The organism is Rubrivivax gelatinosus, assembly GCF_004340905.1.
Lineage (GTDB): Bacteria > Pseudomonadota > Gammaproteobacteria > Burkholderiales > Burkholderiaceae_C > Rubrivivax > Rubrivivax gelatinosus.
In genome coordinates, this window is the sequence record NZ_SLXD01000002.1 from 167396 (window position 1) to 184392 (window position 16997).

General features: G+C 68.4%; 16 protein-coding genes. 4 read left to right on the forward strand and 12 right to left on the reverse strand.

What is annotated here, in order from left to right:
- Positions 1 to 42 precede the first annotated feature (42 nt).
- From EV684_RS04005 to EV684_RS04050, 10 genes are all read right to left on the reverse strand, one after another.
- Positions 43 to 1437: a DUF3138 family protein gene (locus EV684_RS04005; protein ID WP_132644921.1), complete on the reverse strand. Its 1395-nt coding sequence runs from the start codon at positions 1435 to 1437 to the stop codon at positions 43 to 45.
- Between the two features lie 41 nt (positions 1438 to 1478).
- On the reverse strand, positions 1479 to 2318 hold the full coding sequence (locus tag EV684_RS04010; protein ID WP_132644922.1) for an ABC transporter permease: 840 nt from the start codon (positions 2316 to 2318) through the stop codon (positions 1479 to 1481).
- The gene (locus EV684_RS04015) at positions 2315 to 3235 is read right to left on the reverse strand and encodes an ABC transporter permease subunit (protein WP_243651034.1); all 921 of its coding nucleotides are present in this window, start codon (positions 3233 to 3235) and stop codon (positions 2315 to 2317) included. Before EV684_RS04015 ends, EV684_RS04010 begins: the two co-directional genes overlap by 4 nt.
- An 8-nt stretch (positions 3236 to 3243) precedes the next feature.
- Positions 3244 to 4347: an ABC transporter ATP-binding protein gene (locus tag EV684_RS04020; RefSeq protein ID WP_132644924.1), complete on the reverse strand. Its 1104-nt coding sequence runs from the start codon at positions 4345 to 4347 to the stop codon at positions 3244 to 3246.
- A 153-nt stretch (positions 4348 to 4500) separates the two neighbouring features.
- A complete protein-coding gene (locus tag EV684_RS04025; protein WP_132644925.1) occupies positions 4501 to 5601 on the reverse strand; it encodes a polyamine ABC transporter substrate-binding protein in 1101 nt (366 codons plus the stop codon).
- 47 nt (positions 5602 to 5648) lie between these two features.
- Complete coding sequence (locus EV684_RS04030) at positions 5649 to 7031, reverse strand: aspartate aminotransferase family protein (protein WP_132644926.1); 1383 nt, start codon at positions 7029 to 7031, stop codon at positions 5649 to 5651.
- Positions 7032 to 7041: 10 nt separating this feature from the next.
- A complete protein-coding gene (locus EV684_RS04035) occupies positions 7042 to 8409 on the reverse strand; it encodes a glutamine synthetase family protein (RefSeq protein ID WP_132644927.1) in 1368 nt (455 codons plus the stop codon).
- Between the two features lie 62 nt (positions 8410 to 8471).
- A complete protein-coding gene (locus EV684_RS04040; RefSeq protein WP_132644928.1) occupies positions 8472 to 9251 on the reverse strand; it encodes a gamma-glutamyl-gamma-aminobutyrate hydrolase family protein in 780 nt (259 codons plus the stop codon).
- A gap of 13 nt (positions 9252 to 9264) precedes the next feature.
- The gene (locus EV684_RS04045) at positions 9265 to 10566 is read right to left on the reverse strand and encodes an NAD(P)/FAD-dependent oxidoreductase (RefSeq protein ID WP_132644929.1); all 1302 of its coding nucleotides are present in this window, start codon (positions 10564 to 10566) and stop codon (positions 9265 to 9267) included.
- A 20-nt stretch (positions 10567 to 10586) separates the two neighbouring features.
- Positions 10587 to 11894, reverse strand: a complete 1308-nt coding sequence (locus EV684_RS04050) for an aspartate aminotransferase family protein (RefSeq protein ID WP_132644930.1) — start codon at positions 11892 to 11894, stop codon at positions 10587 to 10589.
- A 175-nt stretch (positions 11895 to 12069) separates the two neighbouring features.
- Here EV684_RS04050 and EV684_RS04055 point away from each other — a divergent pair, with 175 nt between their 5' ends.
- A complete protein-coding gene (locus EV684_RS04055; RefSeq protein WP_132644931.1) occupies positions 12070 to 12561 on the forward strand; it encodes an Lrp/AsnC family transcriptional regulator in 492 nt (163 codons plus the stop codon).
- A gap of 58 nt (positions 12562 to 12619) precedes the next feature.
- Here EV684_RS04055 and EV684_RS04060 read toward each other — a convergent pair whose 3' ends face one another.
- Both EV684_RS04060 and EV684_RS04065 read right to left on the reverse strand, forming a co-directional pair.
- A complete protein-coding gene (locus tag EV684_RS04060) occupies positions 12620 to 13144 on the reverse strand; it encodes a hemerythrin domain-containing protein (protein ID WP_132644932.1) in 525 nt (174 codons plus the stop codon).
- A gap of 78 nt (positions 13145 to 13222) precedes the next feature.
- On the reverse strand, positions 13223 to 14167 hold the full coding sequence (locus EV684_RS04065) for an agmatinase (protein ID WP_132644933.1): 945 nt from the start codon (positions 14165 to 14167) through the stop codon (positions 13223 to 13225).
- 138 nt (positions 14168 to 14305) lie between these two features.
- Between EV684_RS04065 and EV684_RS23925 the strand changes: the two genes are divergently transcribed.
- The 3 genes from EV684_RS23925 (at position 14306) to EV684_RS04075 (ending at position 16997) form a co-directional block, all read left to right on the forward strand.
- Positions 14306 to 14479 (forward strand): hypothetical protein, encoded by a 174-nt coding sequence (locus EV684_RS23925; RefSeq protein WP_165908393.1) that lies wholly within the window; start codon positions 14306 to 14308, stop codon positions 14477 to 14479.
- A gap of 116 nt (positions 14480 to 14595) precedes the next feature.
- Positions 14596 to 15891, forward strand: a complete 1296-nt coding sequence (gene aceA, locus EV684_RS04070) for an isocitrate lyase (RefSeq protein WP_132644934.1) — start codon at positions 14596 to 14598, stop codon at positions 15889 to 15891.
- A 194-nt stretch (positions 15892 to 16085) separates the two neighbouring features.
- Positions 16086 to 16997 carry an L-lactate dehydrogenase gene (locus EV684_RS04075; protein WP_132644935.1) on the forward strand — a complete coding sequence of 304 codons (912 nt, stop codon included), beginning with the start codon at positions 16086 to 16088 and terminating at the stop codon, positions 16995 to 16997.

Genomic DNA, 16997 nt, shown 5'->3' on the forward strand with positions numbered 1-16997 from the left:
GGGCAAGGCGCGGGCCGCGCAGGCCCGCCGGGGGGCGCGGCGTCAGAAGCTGACGACCACCGAGGCGCCGAGCAGGTGGTTGTTCTTGGCGTAACCGCCGTCCTTGACGTCCTCGAACACCGGCTGCGACGCGGCGTCGAAGCGGTACTCGAGCTTGAACAGCGTGTTCTCGTCGTAACGGTAGTTCGCACCGACGCTGAGTGCGTAGCGGTTGGCGCCCTTGTCGGCCCCGTCGCTGTAGCTGCCGTCGCTGCCGAAGCCGCGGCCGATGCCGTTGGCGCCGTCGTCCCACGAGTAGCCGAGCAGGCCGCCGCCGTTCTTCTCGTTGTTGACGTAGTCGGCGCGCAGCACCGCCTCCAGGCGCGGCGTGATCATGTAGGCGGCGGTGCCCGACAGGCCCCACCAGCGCGCGTCGCGCAGCGTGCCGTCGTCGCGGTAGATCGCCGCCTTCTTCTGCTGGCCGTAGCTCGCCTGGCCGAACAGCGACCAGTCGCCGCGCACGAAGTAGCCGTCGATCTCCAGCAGGTGGACCTGGGTGTTGCGGCCTACGTCGTTCGGGAACAACGCGTTGCCGGCGTCGTCGGTGTCGTCGGCGGCGTAGTTGTAGCCCTTGCCGTGCAGGCCGGTGAAGCCCCAGCCGCTGAACTCGCCCTTGGAGTAGTCGACGCGGTAGATCAGCACCGGGCGCTTGTTGCCCGAACCGTTGCGCGGGGTGTTGAAGTTGGCCAGGCCGATGCGCGACCACCACTTGCCGCTGGTGTGGTCCAGCACCGCGCCGGTGTAGGCCGTCGGCGCCATGAAGTCGAACAGCAGGTTGTGCGTGATCAGCTTGTTGCCGGCGGGCAGCGTGATCTCGTAGCCGGTCCAGTCGGGGATCTGGCCGACCCACAGCCGCGTCTGCAGGTCGTTCAGCGGCACCGACACCGAGGCCTCGTGAACGATCGATCCGCCGTTGGTCAGCGCGCCGGTGCCGCGTTCGGGTGCCAGCGTCAGGTGCCAGATCGTGCCGCCCTCGGTCTCCTTCAGGAAGTCGAGCACGGCCATGCCGAAGTAGGAGTTGTCGTAGGTGTAGCGCGCGTCCTCGCCGTTGAGCAGCACGAAGGAGGCGTCGTCCGCACGGCGGTTGTAGATCCAGGTCGGGTCGATCTGGCCGCTGATCTTCAGGCCCTTGAAGCCCTGCATCTCGAAGTTGTCCTGCAGCGCCTCGGCCTTGGTGCCGATGCGCGCCAGCTCCTGCGCCTGCTCGGGCGTCATGCCCCACTGGCCGGGCTGCGGCGCCGGCGCGGCCGCCGGCTGCGCGGCGAGCTTCTTCTCCAGCTCGCCGACACGGTCGCGCAGCGCACGCAGTTCCTTCAGCAGTTCCTCATTGCTCTGGGCGGCCGCGGGGAAGGCGGCGCCGATCGCGATCACGAGGGCGGTCAGGCGGACGGGCTTCATCAGGATTGCTCCTCGGGTGGTATTCGGATCCGGTTCGATGCTCAGGCGCGGGACGCGGCGGCCAGATCCAGCAGACGCTGGCGCTCGCGGCGCGCGATGACGTAGCTGGTGACGATCACGCCGATCGCCACCACGGCGACGGTGATCGCGGCGACGGCGTTGACGCTCGGGTTCAGCCCCAGCCGGGCGCGCGAGAAGATGACCAGCGGCATCGTCGTCGCCCCGGGGCCGGACAGGAAGTTCGACAGCACGACGTCGTCCAGCGAGATCGTGAAGGTCAGCAGCCAGGCCGACACCAGCGACTGCGCGATCATCGGCAGCGTCACCAGCCAGAACACCTGCGCCGGGCGCGCGCCCAGGTCCATCGCCGCCTCTTCCAGGCGCGGGTTCAGGTCCTGCAGCCGCGACTGCACGACCACCGTCGCGTAGGCCATGCCCAGCAGCAGGTGGCCGACCCAGATCGTCGTCAGGCCGCGTTCCGGGAAACCCAGCGCCCGCTGCACGCTGACCAGCATCAGCAGCAGCGACAGGCCGACGACGACCTCGGGCATCACCAGCGGCGCGTTGACCATGCCGCTGAAGACCGTGCGGCCGAAGAAACGCTTGTACTTGACGAGCACGAAAGCCGCCAAGGTGCCCAGCACGACCGAGCCGCAGGCCGTCAGGAAGGCGACCTGCAGGCTGAGCCACAAGCCCGAGATGATCTCCGTGTCGTGCGCCAGCGACTGGTACCAGCGCAGCGTGAAGCCGCGCCAGACGTTGGGCAGCGGCGAATCGTTGAACGAGTAGACGACCAGCGCGACGATCGGCAGGAACAGGAAGACGTAGCCCGCGACCAGCCAGCTGCGCCCGAACCAGAGGTTGAAACGCGAAGGCTTCATCGCTGCGCCTCCTGGGCTTCGGCCTGGTATTTGTTGAAGATCGCCAGCGGCACGATGATCAGCAGGATCATGATGACGGCCACGCTCGAGGCCATCGGCCAGTCGTTGTTGGAGAAGAACTCGTCCCAGATGACGCGGCCGATCATCAGCGTCTCGGGGCCGCCGAGCAGTTCGGGGATGACGTACTCGCCGACGCAGGGGATGAACACCAGCATCGAGCCGGCGATGATGCCGGCCTTGGACAGCGGCACGGTGATCTTCCAGAACGCCACCCAGGGCGAGGCGCCGAGGTCGGCCGCCGCCTCCAGCAGCCGCAGGTCCATCTTGGACAGGTTGGCGTACAGCGGCAGGATCATGAAGGGCAGGTAGGTGTAGACCATGCCGAGGATCAGCGAGAACGGCGTGTTCATCAGCTTGCCCGGGGCCGGGATCAGCCCGATCGCGGCGAGCACCTGGTCCAGCCCGATGCCGACGACGATCTCGGCGATCAGCCCGCCGTCGCTCAGCAGCCCCTTCCAGGCGTAGACACGCAGCAGGAACGAGGTCCAGAACGGCAGCATCACCAGCATCAGCAGCGCCGGCTGCACCGTGCTGCGCGCGCGCGCCATGAAGTAGGCGAACGGGTAGCCGATGGCCAGGCACAGCAGCGTCGTCGTCGCCGCGTACTGCACGCTGCTCAGGTAGGTGCGGAAGTAGAGGCTGTCCTCGGCGATGTAGAGGTAGTTGCCGAACTTCAGCGTCAGCTGGAAGACGCCGTCGGCGAAGCTGATCACGTCCTTGAACGCGACGGTCTCCATCTCGGAGACGCTGATCTTGCCGACGATCAGGAACGGGAACAGGAAGAACAGCAGCAGGAACGCGTACGGCAGCGCGATGACGAGCTGCCGGCCGGTGAACCAGGACTTCAGGCGTTGCACGGCCGCGCTCACTGGGTGAGGACGACGTGGGCCGAACGAGACCAGTGCACCCAGACCTCGTCGCCCCAGGTGTAGCTCTCGTCGCGGTGGCGCTGCGTATTGGCCACGCTCACCTTGAGCAGCGCGCCGCTGCGCAGCACGACGTGGTAGACGGTGAAGCTGCCGAAGTACTGCAGCTCCTTGATCTTGCCCGGCGCGCAGTTGAACTCGTGCTCGGCAGGCTGGTGGTGCGCGATGTGGATCTTCTCCGGCCGCAGCGCGACCGTGACCGGCATGCCTTCGGTGCCGGTGATGCCGTGGCCGACGTAGTGCCGGCAGTCCGGCGAGGTGATGACGACGTGGTCGGGCTCGTCGACGGTCAGCGTGCCGTCCATCAGGTTGACGTTGCCGATGAAGTCGGCGACGAAACGCGTGGCCGGCGTCTCGTAGATCTCGCTGGGCTGGCCGACCTGCAGGAAGCGGCCCTCGGACATGACGGCCAGGCGGGTGGCCATCGTCATCGCCTCTTCCTGGTCGTGGGTGACCATCACGCAGGTCACGCCGACCTGCTCGATGATGTTGACGAGTTCGATCTGGGTCTGCTCGCGCAGCTTCTTGTCCAGCGCGCCCAGCGGCTCGTCGAGCAGCAGCAGCTGCGGCTGCTTGGCCAGGCTGCGCGCCAGCGCGACACGCTGCTGCTGGCCGCCGGAGAGCTGGTGCGGCTTGCGCTGGCCGTACTTGGTCAGCTGCACCAGCTTGAGCATCGCCTCGACACGTTCGGCGATGCGGTCCTTGGGCTGGCCCTCGCGCTTCAGGCCGAAGGCGATGTTCTCCCACACCGTCAGGTGCGGGAAGAGCGCGTAGCTCTGGAACATCATGTTCATCGGCCGCTCGTACGGCGGCAGCGTCGCGAGGTCGACGCCGCCCAGCAGGATGCGGCCCGAGGTCGGCGTCTCGAAGCCGGCGAGCATGCGCAGCAGCGTGCTCTTGCCGCAGCCCGAGGGCCCGAGCAGGGCGAAGATCTCGCCCTTGGCGATGTCGACGTTCGCGCGATTGACCGCGCGGTGACCGTCGAAATCCTTGACGACGTCCTGGATCTGCAGGAACTGCTTTTCTTTGTCGGTGGCAACCATCTCAGCGGCGGGCCTGTGTCTATCTAAGGGAAGAAAAGAACGTTCGAAGAGCGAGTCAAGCTGCCGCCGCGGATCCGGCTCCGCCGGTCCGCTGGCGGCGCCCCCCTCGGGGGGGAGCGCCGCAGGCGCTACGGGGGGCTCAAGTCCTGGGGCTCACATCCCGGTTTTGAAGGAGGTGAAGGTGCGGGTCATCAGCCGGCGCAGGTCGTTGTTCAGCGAGTCCGGCGCGACCATGCGGGCCATGTCCGACGGCGACAGGAAGACGGTCGGATTGTTGGCCACCTCGGGCTTCACGAACTTGCGCGATTCGGCGTTCGGGTTGGCGTAGAAGACCTTGTTGCTCAGCGACGCGTGCACCTCGGGCCGCAGGATGTAGTTGATGAACTTGTGCGCGTTGCCCGGGCGCGGCGCGTCCGCCGGGATCACCATCACGTCGAAGAAGAGCACGCCGCCGGTCTTCGGGATCAGCGCCTCGATCTTCTGGCCGGTCTTGCCGTCGATGGCACGCTGGCGCGCGATGTTGATGTCACCCGACCAGCCCAGCGCCAGGCAGATCGAGCCGTTGGCCATGTCGTTGATGTAGCCCGACGAACTGAACAGCGTGATGTGCGGGCGAACGGACTTCAGCACCTGGGCTGCCGCGGCATAGTCGCTGGGCACCTTGCTGTAGGCGGGCTTGCCGAGGTAGTGCAGGGCCGCAGGCAGCACTTCGGAGGCCGAGTCCAGGAAGCTGACGCCGCAGCTCTTGAGCTTGGAGATGTACTCGGGCTTGAAGACCAGGTCCCAGGCGTTGTCGGGCATCGGCGTCGAGCCCAGCGCCGCCTTGACCTTGTCGACGTTGATGCCGACCGTGGTGTAGCCCCAGAGCCAGTCGACCATGTACTCGTTGCCCGGGTCCAGCTTGGCCAGCGCCGCCTGCACCGAGGGGTCGAGGTTCTTGTAGTTCGGCAGCTGCGACTTGTCGAGCTTGCGCAGCAGGCCGCCGTCGGCCTGCAGCTTGGCCCAGTTCGACGAGGGCACGACGATGTCGTAGCCCGTCTTGCCCGCCACCAGCTTGGCGTGCACGATCTCGTTGTTGTCGAAGTTGTCGTAGCGGACCTTGATCCCCGTTTCCTTCTCGAAGTTCCGGATCGTGTCCTCGGCGATGTAGTCCGACCAGTTGTAGATGTTCAGGACTTTTTCTTCTTCCTGGGCGAACACGGTCGAGCAGGCCAGGGCAAGGCCAGCCATCGCCAGGACGGACTTCAAGTTCATGAGGAAACCTCCGAAGAATGGGGGGGAATCGTGAACAGCGCGGGAGTCTAAGACAGCCAGCCGCCCGCCTTGGCATCGGCGAGCGTCAGATCCAGGCATCGACGGATGAGACCCATCATCTCGTCGATCTGCGGCCGTGTGATCACGAGCGGGGGCGCGATGATCATCCGGTCACCGACCGCCCGCATGATCAGGCCTTCGCGGAAGCAGTGGCCCCGGCACACCATGCCGATCTCCAGGGACTCGGGGAAGGGCGTGCCCGTCGCCTTGTCCTTGGCCAGCAGGATCGCACCCATCAGGCCGCAGGTTTCCGCGTCGGCGACCAGCGGATGGTCGCGCAGCGTCGCGAACTGGCTCGCAAGATACGGGCCGACGTCGTCGCGAACGTGCTCCACCAGCTTCAGTTCACGCATCAGCTTGATGTTGGCCAAGGCCACCGCGCAGGCCACCGGGTGGCCGCTGTAGGTGTAGCCGTGGGCGAACTCGCCGCCTTTTTCAACCAGTACCTTGGCGACGCGCTCGCCGACCATCACGCCGCCCAGCGGGATGTAGCCGCTGGTCACCCCCTTGGCGAAGGTCATCAGGTCGGGCCGGGTGCCCATGGTCTCGCAGCCGAACCAGCGCCCGGTGCGGCCGAAGCCGCAGATGACCTCGTCACTGACCAGCAGGATGCCGTAGCGGTCGCAGATGCGCTGGACTTCGGGCCAGTAGGTGGCGGGCGGGATGATGACGCCGCCGGCGCCCTGGATCGGCTCGCCGATGAAGGCCGCGACACGCTCCGGCCCGAGCTCGAGGATCTTCTCTTCGAGCCAGCGCGCGGCGACGAGGCCGAACTCGTCACGCGACAGCCCTTTGCCGTGTTCGTGCCAGTAGGGCTGGCCGATGTGCACGATGCCGGGGATCGGCAGCCCGCCCTGGGCGTGCATGCCGCTCATGCCGCCCAGCGAGGCGCCGGCCATCGTCGAGCCGTGGTAGGCGTTGTCGCGGCTGATGATGACCTGGCGTTCGGGCTGGCCGAGCAGGTCCCAATAGCGGCGCACCATGCGCACGACGGTGTCGTTGCCTTCGCTGCCGGAGCCGCTGAAGAAGACGTGCTGGAACTGCGGCGGCGTCACCTCGGCGAGCAGCTCGGCCAGTTCGATGGCCGGCGGCGTCGCGGTCTGGAAGAAGGCGTTGTAGAAGGGCAGCTGCTTCAACTGCGCGGTGGCGGCGTCGATCAGCGCGGGCTGCCCGTAGCCGACGTTGACGCACCACAGCCCGCTCATCGCGTCGAGGATCTTCTGGCCCTCGGTGTCCCAGAGGTAGATGTTCTCGGCGCGTTCGATGACGCGGGACCCCTTGCGCGACAGCGCCTGGAAGTCGGTGAACGGGTGCAGGAAATGCGCCGCGTCGGCGGCCTGCCATTCCCGGGTGGTGCGTTGCGTGGGCATCGGGCTTCCTTCAGACGTGGAGCAGCAGGTGTTCACGCTCCCAGGGCGAGATCACCTTCATGAATTCGGCGTGTTCGATCTCCTTCACCTCGGTGTAGACGGTGATGAAGTCCTCGCCCAGCGCGCGCGCCAGCTCGCGCTCGTCGCGCAGCAGCGTCAGCGCCTCGCCCAGGCTGCGCGGCAGGGCGTACTCGCCGAGGTAGGCGTCGCCCTTGCACTCGGCCGAGGGCTCGATGCGGTGCTGGATGCCGAGCCAGCCGCAGGCCAGCGTCGCGGCCAGCGCGACGTAGGGGTTGGCGTCGGCGCCGATGACGCGGTTCTCGATGCGGCGTGCGTTGGGCGAGGCCACCGGGCTGCGGATGCCGACGGTGCGGTTGTCGGTGCCCCACTGGATGTTGATCGGCGCGGCGGTGAAGCGCGCCAGCCGGCGGTAGCTGTTGACGTAGGGCGCGAACAGCGCCATCGCCGCCGGGATGTACTTCTGCAGCCCGCCGATGTACCAGTAGAACTCCTTGCTCGGCGTGCCGTCGTCGTTGCTGAAGATGTTGCGGCCGTCGGCCTTGCGCACGATGCTCTGGTGCACGTGCATCGCGCTGCCCGGCTCGCCGGCGATGGGCTTGGCCATGAAGGTCGCGAACATGTCGTGGCGCAGCGCCGCCTCGCGCACCGTGCGCTTGAACAGGAAGACCTCGTCGGCCAGGCCCAGCGGGTGGGCGTGGAAGAAGTTGATCTCCATCTGCCCGGCGCCGATCTCGTGGATCAGCGTGTCCACGTTCAGCCCCATCTTGTCGCAGTAGTCGTAGACGTCCTCGAACAGCGGGTCGAACTCGTTGACCGCGTCGATCGAGTACGCCTGGCGCGAGGTCTCGCTGCGGCCGCTTCGGCCCACCGGCGGCTTCAGCGGCACGTCGGGGTCGGTGTTGCGCGCCACGAGGTAGAACTCGAGCTCGGGCGCGACCACCGGCTCCAGGCCGAGCTCGGCGTACAGGTCGCAGACGCGGCGCAGCACCGAGCGCGGGGCGAACGGCACCAGCTTGCCGTCACGGTCGTAGCAGTCGTGGATGACCTGCGCCGTCGGGTCAGTCGCCCAGGGCACGATGCGCACCGTGCTCGGGTCGGGCTGCAGGTGCATGTCGCGGTCGGTCGGCGTGATGACGTCGTAGTACGGCCCCTCCTCGGGGAACTCGCCGGTCACGCCCATCGCCACGATGGCCTCGGGCAGCCGCATGCCGCGGTCTTCGGTGAACTTCTCGCGCGGCAGGATCTTGCCGCGGGCCACGCCGGTGAGGTCGGGCACGAGGCACTCGATCTCGGTGACGCGGTTCTTGTCGAGCCACTGTTCGAGCTCGCTGAAGGTGGAGGGATCTTTCGCAACCATGGGGCACCTGTCTTCGCTGTCGGCGCGCCGCGATCAAGGGGCGGCGCACGAAACCCTGTCGTTCACGCGGCAGGGACACGAGGCAAGGGCCCGCGCACCCGGTCGCGGTAGGCGCGCACGGCGACGCCGAACGCGTTGAAGAGCTGGACCGAGACGGGGTTGTCCGCGGCACGCCACTCGGGGTGCCACTGGACGCAGAGGTTGAAGCCCGGCGCGGCGGGCTGGGTGAAGGCCTCGACGAGGCCGTCGGGGGCGACGGCCTCGGCCCGCAGGCCGGGGGCGAGTTCACGCACGCCCTGGCCGTGCACCGAGTTGACCTCGAAGTGCTCGCGCCCGGTGACGGCCGCCAGCACACCGCCGGCGACGACGTCGACGCGATGCGCCAGGTCGTACTGCACCGCGGCCGGCTGGTCGTCCGGGGCGCGGTGGTCGTGGCGGCCCTCGGCCTGGTGCACCGCCTGGTACAGCGTGCCGCCGAGCGCGACGTTGGCCTCCTGGAAGCCGCGGCAGATGCCGAACAGCGGCACGCCGCGCTCCAGCGCACGCCGGATCAGCGGCAGCGTCCAGGCGTCGCGATCCGGGTCCAGCGGGAGCGTTGGGTCGAGCACAGCCTCGTTGAAGTGCGAGGGGTGCACGTTGGATTGCGAGCCCGTCAGCAGCACGCCGTCGCAGGTGTCCAGCAGCGCGTCGATCTCGTCGGCCCCGAACGGCGGGGCAATCAGCGGCAAGGCGCCGGCGAGGCGCACGGCGTCGACGTACTTGCGTCCGGCGACGTGGAAGGGGTGTTCGCCCGAAAGGCGATTGCAGCTGGTGACGAGAACGACGGGCGGGCTTTGACTCATGAAGTAGCGGGGGTCAGCCTAGGATGTCTCGCAGCCTATACCAGGCCATGCCGAGCACCAATGCGGGTGTACGCAGCATGCGGCCACCGGGGAAGGCCCGGTGGCGCAGCCTGGCGAAGACGTCGAAGCGGGACGCGTCGCCGGCCATCGCCTCGGCGACGAGGCGGCCGGCCATCCCGGTCAGGGCCAGGCCGTGACCGGAGAAACCTTGCAGGTAATAGACGTTGGGCGCGCCGGCGAGGCGGCCGAAGTCGGGGGCGCGGTTCATCGAGATGTCGACGAAGCCGCCCCAGGCGTAGTCGACCTTGGCCGACGCGAGCTGGGGGAAGCTCAGCACCATGCGCTGGCGCATGCTCTCGGCCAGGTTCGCCGGCGTCAGCGTGCTGTAGCTGACGCGGCCGCCGTAGAGCATGCGGTTGTCGTCGGTGGTGCGGAAGTAGTCGAGCACGAAGTTGGTGTCGCAGACCGCCGATCGCGACGGGATCAGGCGGTCGGCCAGCGCGTCGTCGAGAACGCTGCTGCACGCAATGTACGTGCCGACGGGCATGATGCGCGGCTCCAGCGCCGGCGCCAGTCCCGACAGGTACACGTTGCCGGCGAGCAGCACGCGCTGCGCCTGCACTTCGCCGCCGGCGGTGCGCAGCACGGCCGGTTCGCCCGGCGTCATCGAGACCACCGGGCTGTGTTCGTGCAGGCGCACGCCGGCCTCGGCGGCCGCGCGTGCGATGCCCAGCGCGTACTTCAGCGGGTGCAGGTGCCCGGAACGCGGGTCGTGCACGCCGCTGTGGAAACGCGGGCTGTCGATCCAGTTGCGCACCTCGGCCGGGCCGACGCGTGTCAGCGGGTAGCCGTAGACCGAGTCCATGCGGTCGGCCCACTCGGCCAGTTCGGCGCCCTTGCGGGCGTTGGTCGCCAGGCCGAGGTAGCCGTCGCGCCATTCGCAGTCGATGCCGTGGCGGATGATGCGTTCGCGGATCAGGTCCAGCGCCTCGATCGACATCGCCCAGACGCGTTTGGCCTCGTCCAGGCCGAGCTGGGCCTCGATCGTCGCCTGGTCGCAGGCCAGGCCGTGGATCGCCTGGCCGCCGTTGCGGCCGCTGCCGCCCCAGGCGAGCTCGCGGGCCTCGAGCAGCACGACGTCGAAGCCGCGCTGGCGCAGCTCCAGCGCCGCCGACAGGCCGGCCAGGCCGCCGCCGACGACGGCGACGTCGCAGCTCGTCGTGCCGGCCAGCGGCGCATGGCCGGGGCCGCGCGCCGCGGTCGCCGCGTAATAGGAGTCGCGGGCCAGGTCCTGGTCGGTGTCGAGCAGCGGCATCGAGGCGGTCTCCGCAGGCCTCAGGCCAGACGGCGCAGGGCCGTGCGGATCGTCTCGACGATGCGGTCGATCTGCGCCGTCTCGATGATCAGCGGCGGCGACAGCGCGATGACGTCGCCGGTGGTACGGATCAGCACGCCCTGCTCGTAGCAGTCGAGGAAGGCGTCGAAGGCGCGCCTGCCGGGTTCGCCCGGGCGCGTGGCCAGCTCGATGCCGCCGACGAAGCCGATGTTGCGGATGTCGATGACGTGCGGCTCGCCCTTCAGCGAGTGCAGGGCCTCGGCGAAGTGGCCGCCGAGCTCGGTGGCGCGTGTCAGCAGGCCTTCGTCGGCGTAGGTGTCCAGCGTCGCCAGGCCGGCGGCGCAGGCCAGCGGGTGGCCGGAGTAGGTGTAGCCGTGCGCGAACTCGATCAGGTGCTCGGGCCCGTTCATGAAGGTGTCGTGGATCGTGTCGCGCACGAGCACGGCACCCATCGGCACGGTACCGTTGGTCACGCCCTTGGCCAGCGTCACCAGGTCGGGCGTGACGCCGAAGGTCTGCGCCGCGAAGGGCTGGCCGGTGCGGCCGAAGCCGGTGATGACCTCGTCGAAGATCAGCAGGATGCCGTGGCGGTCGCAGATCTCGCGCAGGCGCTGCAGGTAACCCTGGGGCGGCAGCAGGACGCCGGTGGAGCCGGCGACCGGCTCGACGATGACTGCGGCGATGGTCGACGCGTCGTGCAGCGCGACCAGGCGCTCCAGGTCCTCGGCGAGCTCGGCGCCGTGCGCGGGCTGGCCGACGCTGAAGGCGTTGCGCGCCGGGTCGTGGGTGTGGCGGATGTGGTCGACGCCGCCCAGCAGCGTGCCGAAGACCTTGCGGTTGCCGACGATGCCGCCCACCGAGATGCCGCCGAAGTTGACGCCGTGGTAACCACGCTCGCGGCCGATCAGCCGCGTGCGGCTGCCTTCACCGCGCGCCCGGTGGTAGGCCAGCGCGATCTTCAGCGCCGTCTCCACCGACTCCGAGCCCGAGTTGGTGAAGAACACGTGATCCAGCCCGGCCGGCGCCAGCTTGGCCAGGCGGTCGGCGAGTTCGAAGGCCTTCGGGTGCGCCATCTGGAACGGCGGCGCGTAGTCCAGCTCAGCGGCCTGGGCCTGGATCGCCTGCACGATCTTCGGCCGGGCGTGGCCGGCGTTGACGCACCACAGGCCGGCGACGCCGTCGAGGATCTGCCGGCCGTGGTCGTCCCAGTAGTACATGCCTTCGGAGCGGGTCAGCAGGCGCGGCGCCTTCTTGAACTGCCGGTTGGCGGTGAAGGGCATCCAGTAGGCGGAGAGATCCTGAGTCATGGCGGTGTTCCGGGGTGGCGCCAAGGCCGGCGCCGGGTGTTTCGACGTGGGAAGACGGGTGCGGGACCCGGCCTCAGTCTAGCCAGGACCGATAGCAATGTGCGTGCTCGGTCGATGCGGGTTGGCCCGCGATCACGCACAATGATTCGACCTGAACGTCGCTAGGCGCAATTTCATGCGAACCAATGAAGCATCACCGCAATGGCCTGCCAAACTCGATTCGATCGACCGGGCCATATTGCAGGAACTGCAGATCGACGGCCGGCTGTCCAACGTCGACCTCGCGCAGCGTGTGCACCTGTCGCCCTCGGCCTGCCTGCGGCGCGTGAAGGCGCTGGAAGAGCAGGGCGTCGTCGACCGCTACGTCGCACTGCTCAATCCACGCGCGATCGGACGCCACGGCACCAGCTACACCATCGTCAACCTGGAGAGCACGCAGCCGGGCAAGCTCGAAGCCTTCGAGCAGGCGGTCAAGGACACGCCGGAGATCCTCGACTGCTTCTACGTCGCTGGCGCCAACGACTACCTCGTGCGCTTCACCTACCGTGACGCCGAGGACCTGGAGCGTTTCCACGCCGAGGTACTGCCACGCCTGCCCGGCGTGGTGCGTTCCAACTCCATGTTGGTGCTGCGCACCGTGAAGAAGACCAGCGCGCTGCCGCTCTGAGCGCCGCCAAACGAAACGGGCGCCCCGCAGGGCGCCCGAACCGCCGGAGCCGACAGCCTCAGCCGCGCGACTTGGCGCCTTCCTCCAGCGAGGCCTGGTGGCGGCGGGCGGCCGGGTAGACCAGCGACTCCTCCAGCCCGATGTGCTCGTAATAGAGCGCGGTGAAGACCGGCAGCGCGTGGCGCAGCATCACCAGGTCGTACCAGTTGTAGCCCTCGGCGATGGCTTCGATCTGCGGCGCCAGTTCGAGCCAGTCTTCCTCGAGCCAGCCGTGGTCCTGCTGCAGGCGCTTGATGCTCTGCACGAGTTCGGCATCACCCTTGGCCAGCAACTGCGGGAAGACGAAACGCTCCTCGTCGGCGTGGTGCTGGCGGGCGTGGCCGCTGAAGAACTGGTGGATCTCGGCGGCGCTGGCGCGCGCCACCTCGTCGGCGCCGTTCTCGTCGATGTGCGCCAGCAGGCGGTCGAACTGGCCCAGCACCTCGATCACGCGGGCATGCGTGCGGTCCAGTGCCTCGAAGGGCGGAACCGGCGGTGCCGGGGCGCGGGCGGGACGGGCCTTGGTTCCAGAACTTGCAGCCATCGCGACTCCTTCAGGGTTTTCCTGATTGTTCGAACGAGCAAAGTGTCGGACTTGCGCGGGATCAAGTTCGGTTCGCCGTCAGCGGCGCCCCGCCCCTGTCTGCGCCAGCCGGCCTGCGAGGTAGGTCCAGACGAAGGTGGCGGCGGCCGACGAGCTGAGATCCGCATGATCGTACGGCGGCGCAACCTCGACACAATCCATGCCGACGAAGGGCAGATCCACCCATTCCTCGAGCAGGGTCAGCACCTGGTTGGTGCTCATGCCGCCTGGTTCCGGGGTGCCGGTGCCCGGCGCGAAAGCCGGATCCAGACAGTCGATGTCCAGCGACAGGTAGACCGGCGGCATGCCGTGTGCGGCCAGCCGCTCGCGCACCGCGGCCAGCACCGGCGCAAGCTGGGCCGGGCTCTCCAGGCCGCGCAGCGTGCGCGCCCCGAAAAACAGGCCGCCGCGATCGGGAACGTAGTCGCGCGCCTCGCGCACCGCGGCCGAGCGGATGCCCACCTGCACGAAGCAGGCGGGATCGACGAGACCCTCGACAAAGGCCTCGTGCACCCAGGTGCCGTGGCCCGAGGGCTCGCCGAAGTGGTCTTCCCAGGTGTCGCAGTGGGCGTCGAAATGGATCACCGCCAGCGGCCGGCCGAACCGTGCGCGGTACTCGCGCAGCAGCGGCAGCGTCATCGAGTGGTCGCCGCCCAGCCAGGCCATGTGGTGGGCGGCGATCAGTTCGGCCGCCGCCGGTTGCAGCGCACGCCGCATGCCCTCGATCGAGGTGTTGGGCAGTGGCAGGTCGCCGGCGTCGGCCAGCGCACCGATCGGCGAGGTGCCGAACAGCGGGTGCGTCGCGTCGCACAGCATGTGGCTGGCGGCGCGGATCGCGCGTGGCCCGAAGCGTGCCCCGGGCCGGTTGGTCACCGCGCCGTCCCAGGCGACGCCGGCGACACAGAACGGCATCGCCGACGCGGCCTCGCGCGTCGGCACCTTCAGGAACGAGGCGTGGTCGGACAGGAAGGCGAAGTGGCTCATCGGTGGGAAAGGCGGCACCCGGGTCTCACGGCACTGGCCGCCATGATAAGGAGGAGGGCTGGCGATGAAGCCGGTGTCGAGTTCGGTGACGCAGCGGGGCAGACGGCCCAGCGAGGCCTTCGATCTGCCGCCCGGCGCGTGCGCCTGGCCGCCAGCGCGGCCTGCCCGATGCCGGCACTGGACGGCGGCCAGCCGCGTGAATTCCACGTGATGGAAGCAGCATTCCGCAATGCGGCAAACGGAAACGCTGCACCGCAGCAAAATGCATCATATGAAAAGACATCATCCCGCATCGCAGGAATGAAGTGCTAAGCACTTGATTTATATGACTCATATCTTTTGTCTTATATAAGACAGAAGTCTTGGCATCCGAGCCCATGGCGGGTACGCTTGCGCCATCGTTTCTCCCTTGGACCAGGAGTCTTCCGATGACGCAACCGACCCGCGAACAACAAGCCGCCGCCCTCGAAAAAGACTGGGCGGAGAACCCGCGCTGGAAAGGCATCAAGCGCGGCTACACCGCCGCCGACGTGGTGCGCCTGCGCGGCTCGCTCGCCATCGAGCACACGCTGGCCAAGCGCGGCGCCGAGAAGCTGTGGACGCTGATCAACAACGAGCCCTTCATCAATGCGCTGGGCGCGCTCACCGGCAACCAGGCGATGCAGCAGGTCAAGGCCGGCCTGAAGGCGATCTACCTGTCGGGCTGGCAGGTGGCCGGTGACGCCAACAGCAACGGCGAGATGTATCCCGACCAGTCGCTGTACTCGGTGGACTCGGTGCCCAAGGTCGTCAAGCGCATCAACGCGACCTTCCAGCGTGCCGACCAGATCCAGTGGAGCGAAGGCAAGAACGACATCGACTTCTTCGCCCCGATCGTGGCCGACGCCGAAGCCGGTTTCGGCGGCGTGCTCAACGCCTTCGAGCTGATGAAGGCGATGATCGACGCCGGCGCCGCCGGCGTGCACTTCGAGGACCAGCTCGCGGCGGTCAAGAAGTGCGGCCACATGGGTGGCAAGGTGCTGGTGCCGACGCGTGAAGCCGTCAGCAAGCTCGTCGCCGCGCGCCTGGCCGCCGACGTCATGGGCACGCCGACGGTGCTGCTGGCGCGCACCGACGCCGAAGCCGCCGACCTCGTCACCGCCGACGTCGACGAGAACGACCAGCCCTTCCTGACCGGCGAACGCACCGTCGAAGGTTTCTTCCGCACGAAGAACGGCCTGGAGCAGTCGATCAGCCGCGGCCTGGCCTACGCGCCCTACGCCGACCTGATCTGGTGCGAGACCGGCAAGCCCGATCTGGCCTTCGCCAAGGCCTTCGCCGACGCGATCCACGCCAAGTTCCCGGGCAAGCTGCTGGCCTACAACTGCTCGCCCTCGTTCAACTGGAAGAAGAACCTCGACGACGCGACGATCGCCAAGTTCCAGCGTGAACTCGGCGCGATGGGCTACAAGTTCCAGTTCATCACGCTGGCCGGCTTCCACAGCCTGAACTACGGCATGTTCGACCTGGCCTACGGCTACGCCCGCGACAACATGACGGCCTTCGTCGAACTGCAGCAGAAGGAGTTCGCCGCCGCCGAGCGTGGTTTCACCGCGGTCAAGCACCAGCGCGAGGTCGGCACCGGCTACTTCGACGCCGTGACGACGACGATCGAAAAGCAGGCCTCGACCGCCGCGCTCAAGGGTTCGACCGAGGACGAACAGTTCCTCGACGGCGCGCACTGACGCGCCGCGGCCGGGGCCCGCGAGCCCCGGCCCTCCAGGACAGGGACCGGTTCCGAGAGGAAGCCAAGAGGAGACAAGGCGGACGGCGCTGCCCGGCAAGGGCAGCGCCGTTTTGCCGTCTGCGCCGCCGTGCCGTGCGGGTTCTCGCGCCGGTCACCGCCGCGGCGTAGCATGGTCCGGCAGGAGGGTTTTCCATGAAAGTCGGAATCATCGGCGTCGGTTATGTCGGCGCCAGCGTGGCGGTCTCGCTGCTGCACGGCGGCGTCACGCGCGAACTGCTGCTGCACGACCGCGACGCTGCACGCGCCGAAGGCGAGGCGATGGACCTGGCGCAGGGCGCGCCGTACTACCCGCGGGCGACGGTGCGTGCGGTCGATCTGGACGAGGTCTCGCGCTGCGACGTCGTCGTCTTCGCCGCCGGCCGCAACGGCCGCCCGGGCGAGTCGCGGCTGCAGTTGCTGGCCGACAACTTCCGCGTCGCCAGCGAGGTCGGCCGGGTCGTCGGCCAGCACGCCGGGATCATCGTCGCGATCTCCAACCCGGTGGACGTGCTGACGCGCGTGCTGCAGCAGTCCTCTGGCCTGCCGCCCGAGCGTGTCATCGGCACCGGCACGATGCTCGACACCGCACGCCTGCGCCAGGCGCTGGCCGAGCGGCTGGCTGTGGATTCGCGTTCGGTGCACGCCCAGGTGCTGGGTGAACACGGCGACTCCGAGATCGTGCAATGGTCCGGCGCCCAGGTCGGCGGAAGCCCGCTGCGCGACTGGCCGGGCTGGACGCGCGAGGACGAGCAGCGCCTGGGCCACGAGGTCAAGCGTGCGGCCTACGAGATCATCCAGAGGAAGGGCGTCACCAACCACGCGATCGGCCTCGTCACAGCCGACCTGGTGCGGGCCATCGTTCGCGACGAGCACCGCGTGCTGACGGTCACGCGCTGCCATGCGGGCGAGGGGCTGGACGGCGTCGCGCTGTCCTTGCCGGCGATCGTCGGCCGCAACGGGGCGACGACGGTGATCCCGCCCTCGCTGGACGACGACGAAGCCCAGGCGCTGGCGCGTTCGGCCCAGGTGCTGCGCGACGCCTGGTCGCAGCTCGCCCCGGCCTGA

Coding starts and splice junctions, on each gene's coding strand:
- EV684_RS04005 (WP_132644921.1), bottom strand. CDS start 1,437: ATGAAGCCCGTCCGCCTGACCGCCCTCGTGATCGCGATCGGCGCCGCC.
- EV684_RS04010 (WP_132644922.1), bottom strand. CDS start 2,318: ATGAAGCCTTCGCGTTTCAACCTCTGGTTCGGGCGCAGCTGGCTGGTC.
- EV684_RS04020 (WP_132644924.1), bottom strand. CDS start 4,347: ATGGTTGCCACCGACAAAGAAAAGCAGTTCCTGCAGATCCAGGACGTC.
- EV684_RS04025 (WP_132644925.1), bottom strand. CDS start 5,601: ATGAACTTGAAGTCCGTCCTGGCGATGGCTGGCCTTGCCCTGGCCTGC.
- EV684_RS04030 (WP_132644926.1), bottom strand. CDS start 7,031: ATGCCCACGCAACGCACCACCCGGGAATGGCAGGCCGCCGACGCGGCG.
- EV684_RS04035 (WP_132644927.1), bottom strand. CDS start 8,409: ATGGTTGCGAAAGATCCCTCCACCTTCAGCGAGCTCGAACAGTGGCTC.
- EV684_RS04040 (WP_132644928.1), bottom strand. CDS start 9,251: ATGAGTCAAAGCCCGCCCGTCGTTCTCGTCACCAGCTGCAATCGCCTT.
- EV684_RS04045 (WP_132644929.1), bottom strand. CDS start 10,566: ATGCCGCTGCTCGACACCGACCAGGACCTGGCCCGCGACTCCTATTAC.
- EV684_RS04050 (WP_132644930.1), bottom strand. CDS start 11,894: ATGACTCAGGATCTCTCCGCCTACTGGATGCCCTTCACCGCCAACCGG.
- EV684_RS04055 (WP_132644931.1), top strand. CDS start 12,070: ATGCGAACCAATGAAGCATCACCGCAATGGCCTGCCAAACTCGATTCG.
- EV684_RS04060 (WP_132644932.1), bottom strand. CDS start 13,144: ATGGCTGCAAGTTCTGGAACCAAGGCCCGTCCCGCCCGCGCCCCGGCA.
- EV684_RS04065 (WP_132644933.1), bottom strand. CDS start 14,167: ATGAGCCACTTCGCCTTCCTGTCCGACCACGCCTCGTTCCTGAAGGTG.
- aceA (WP_132644934.1), top strand. CDS start 14,596: ATGACGCAACCGACCCGCGAACAACAAGCCGCCGCCCTCGAAAAAGAC.
- EV684_RS04075 (WP_132644935.1), top strand. CDS start 16,086: ATGAAAGTCGGAATCATCGGCGTCGGTTATGTCGGCGCCAGCGTGGCG.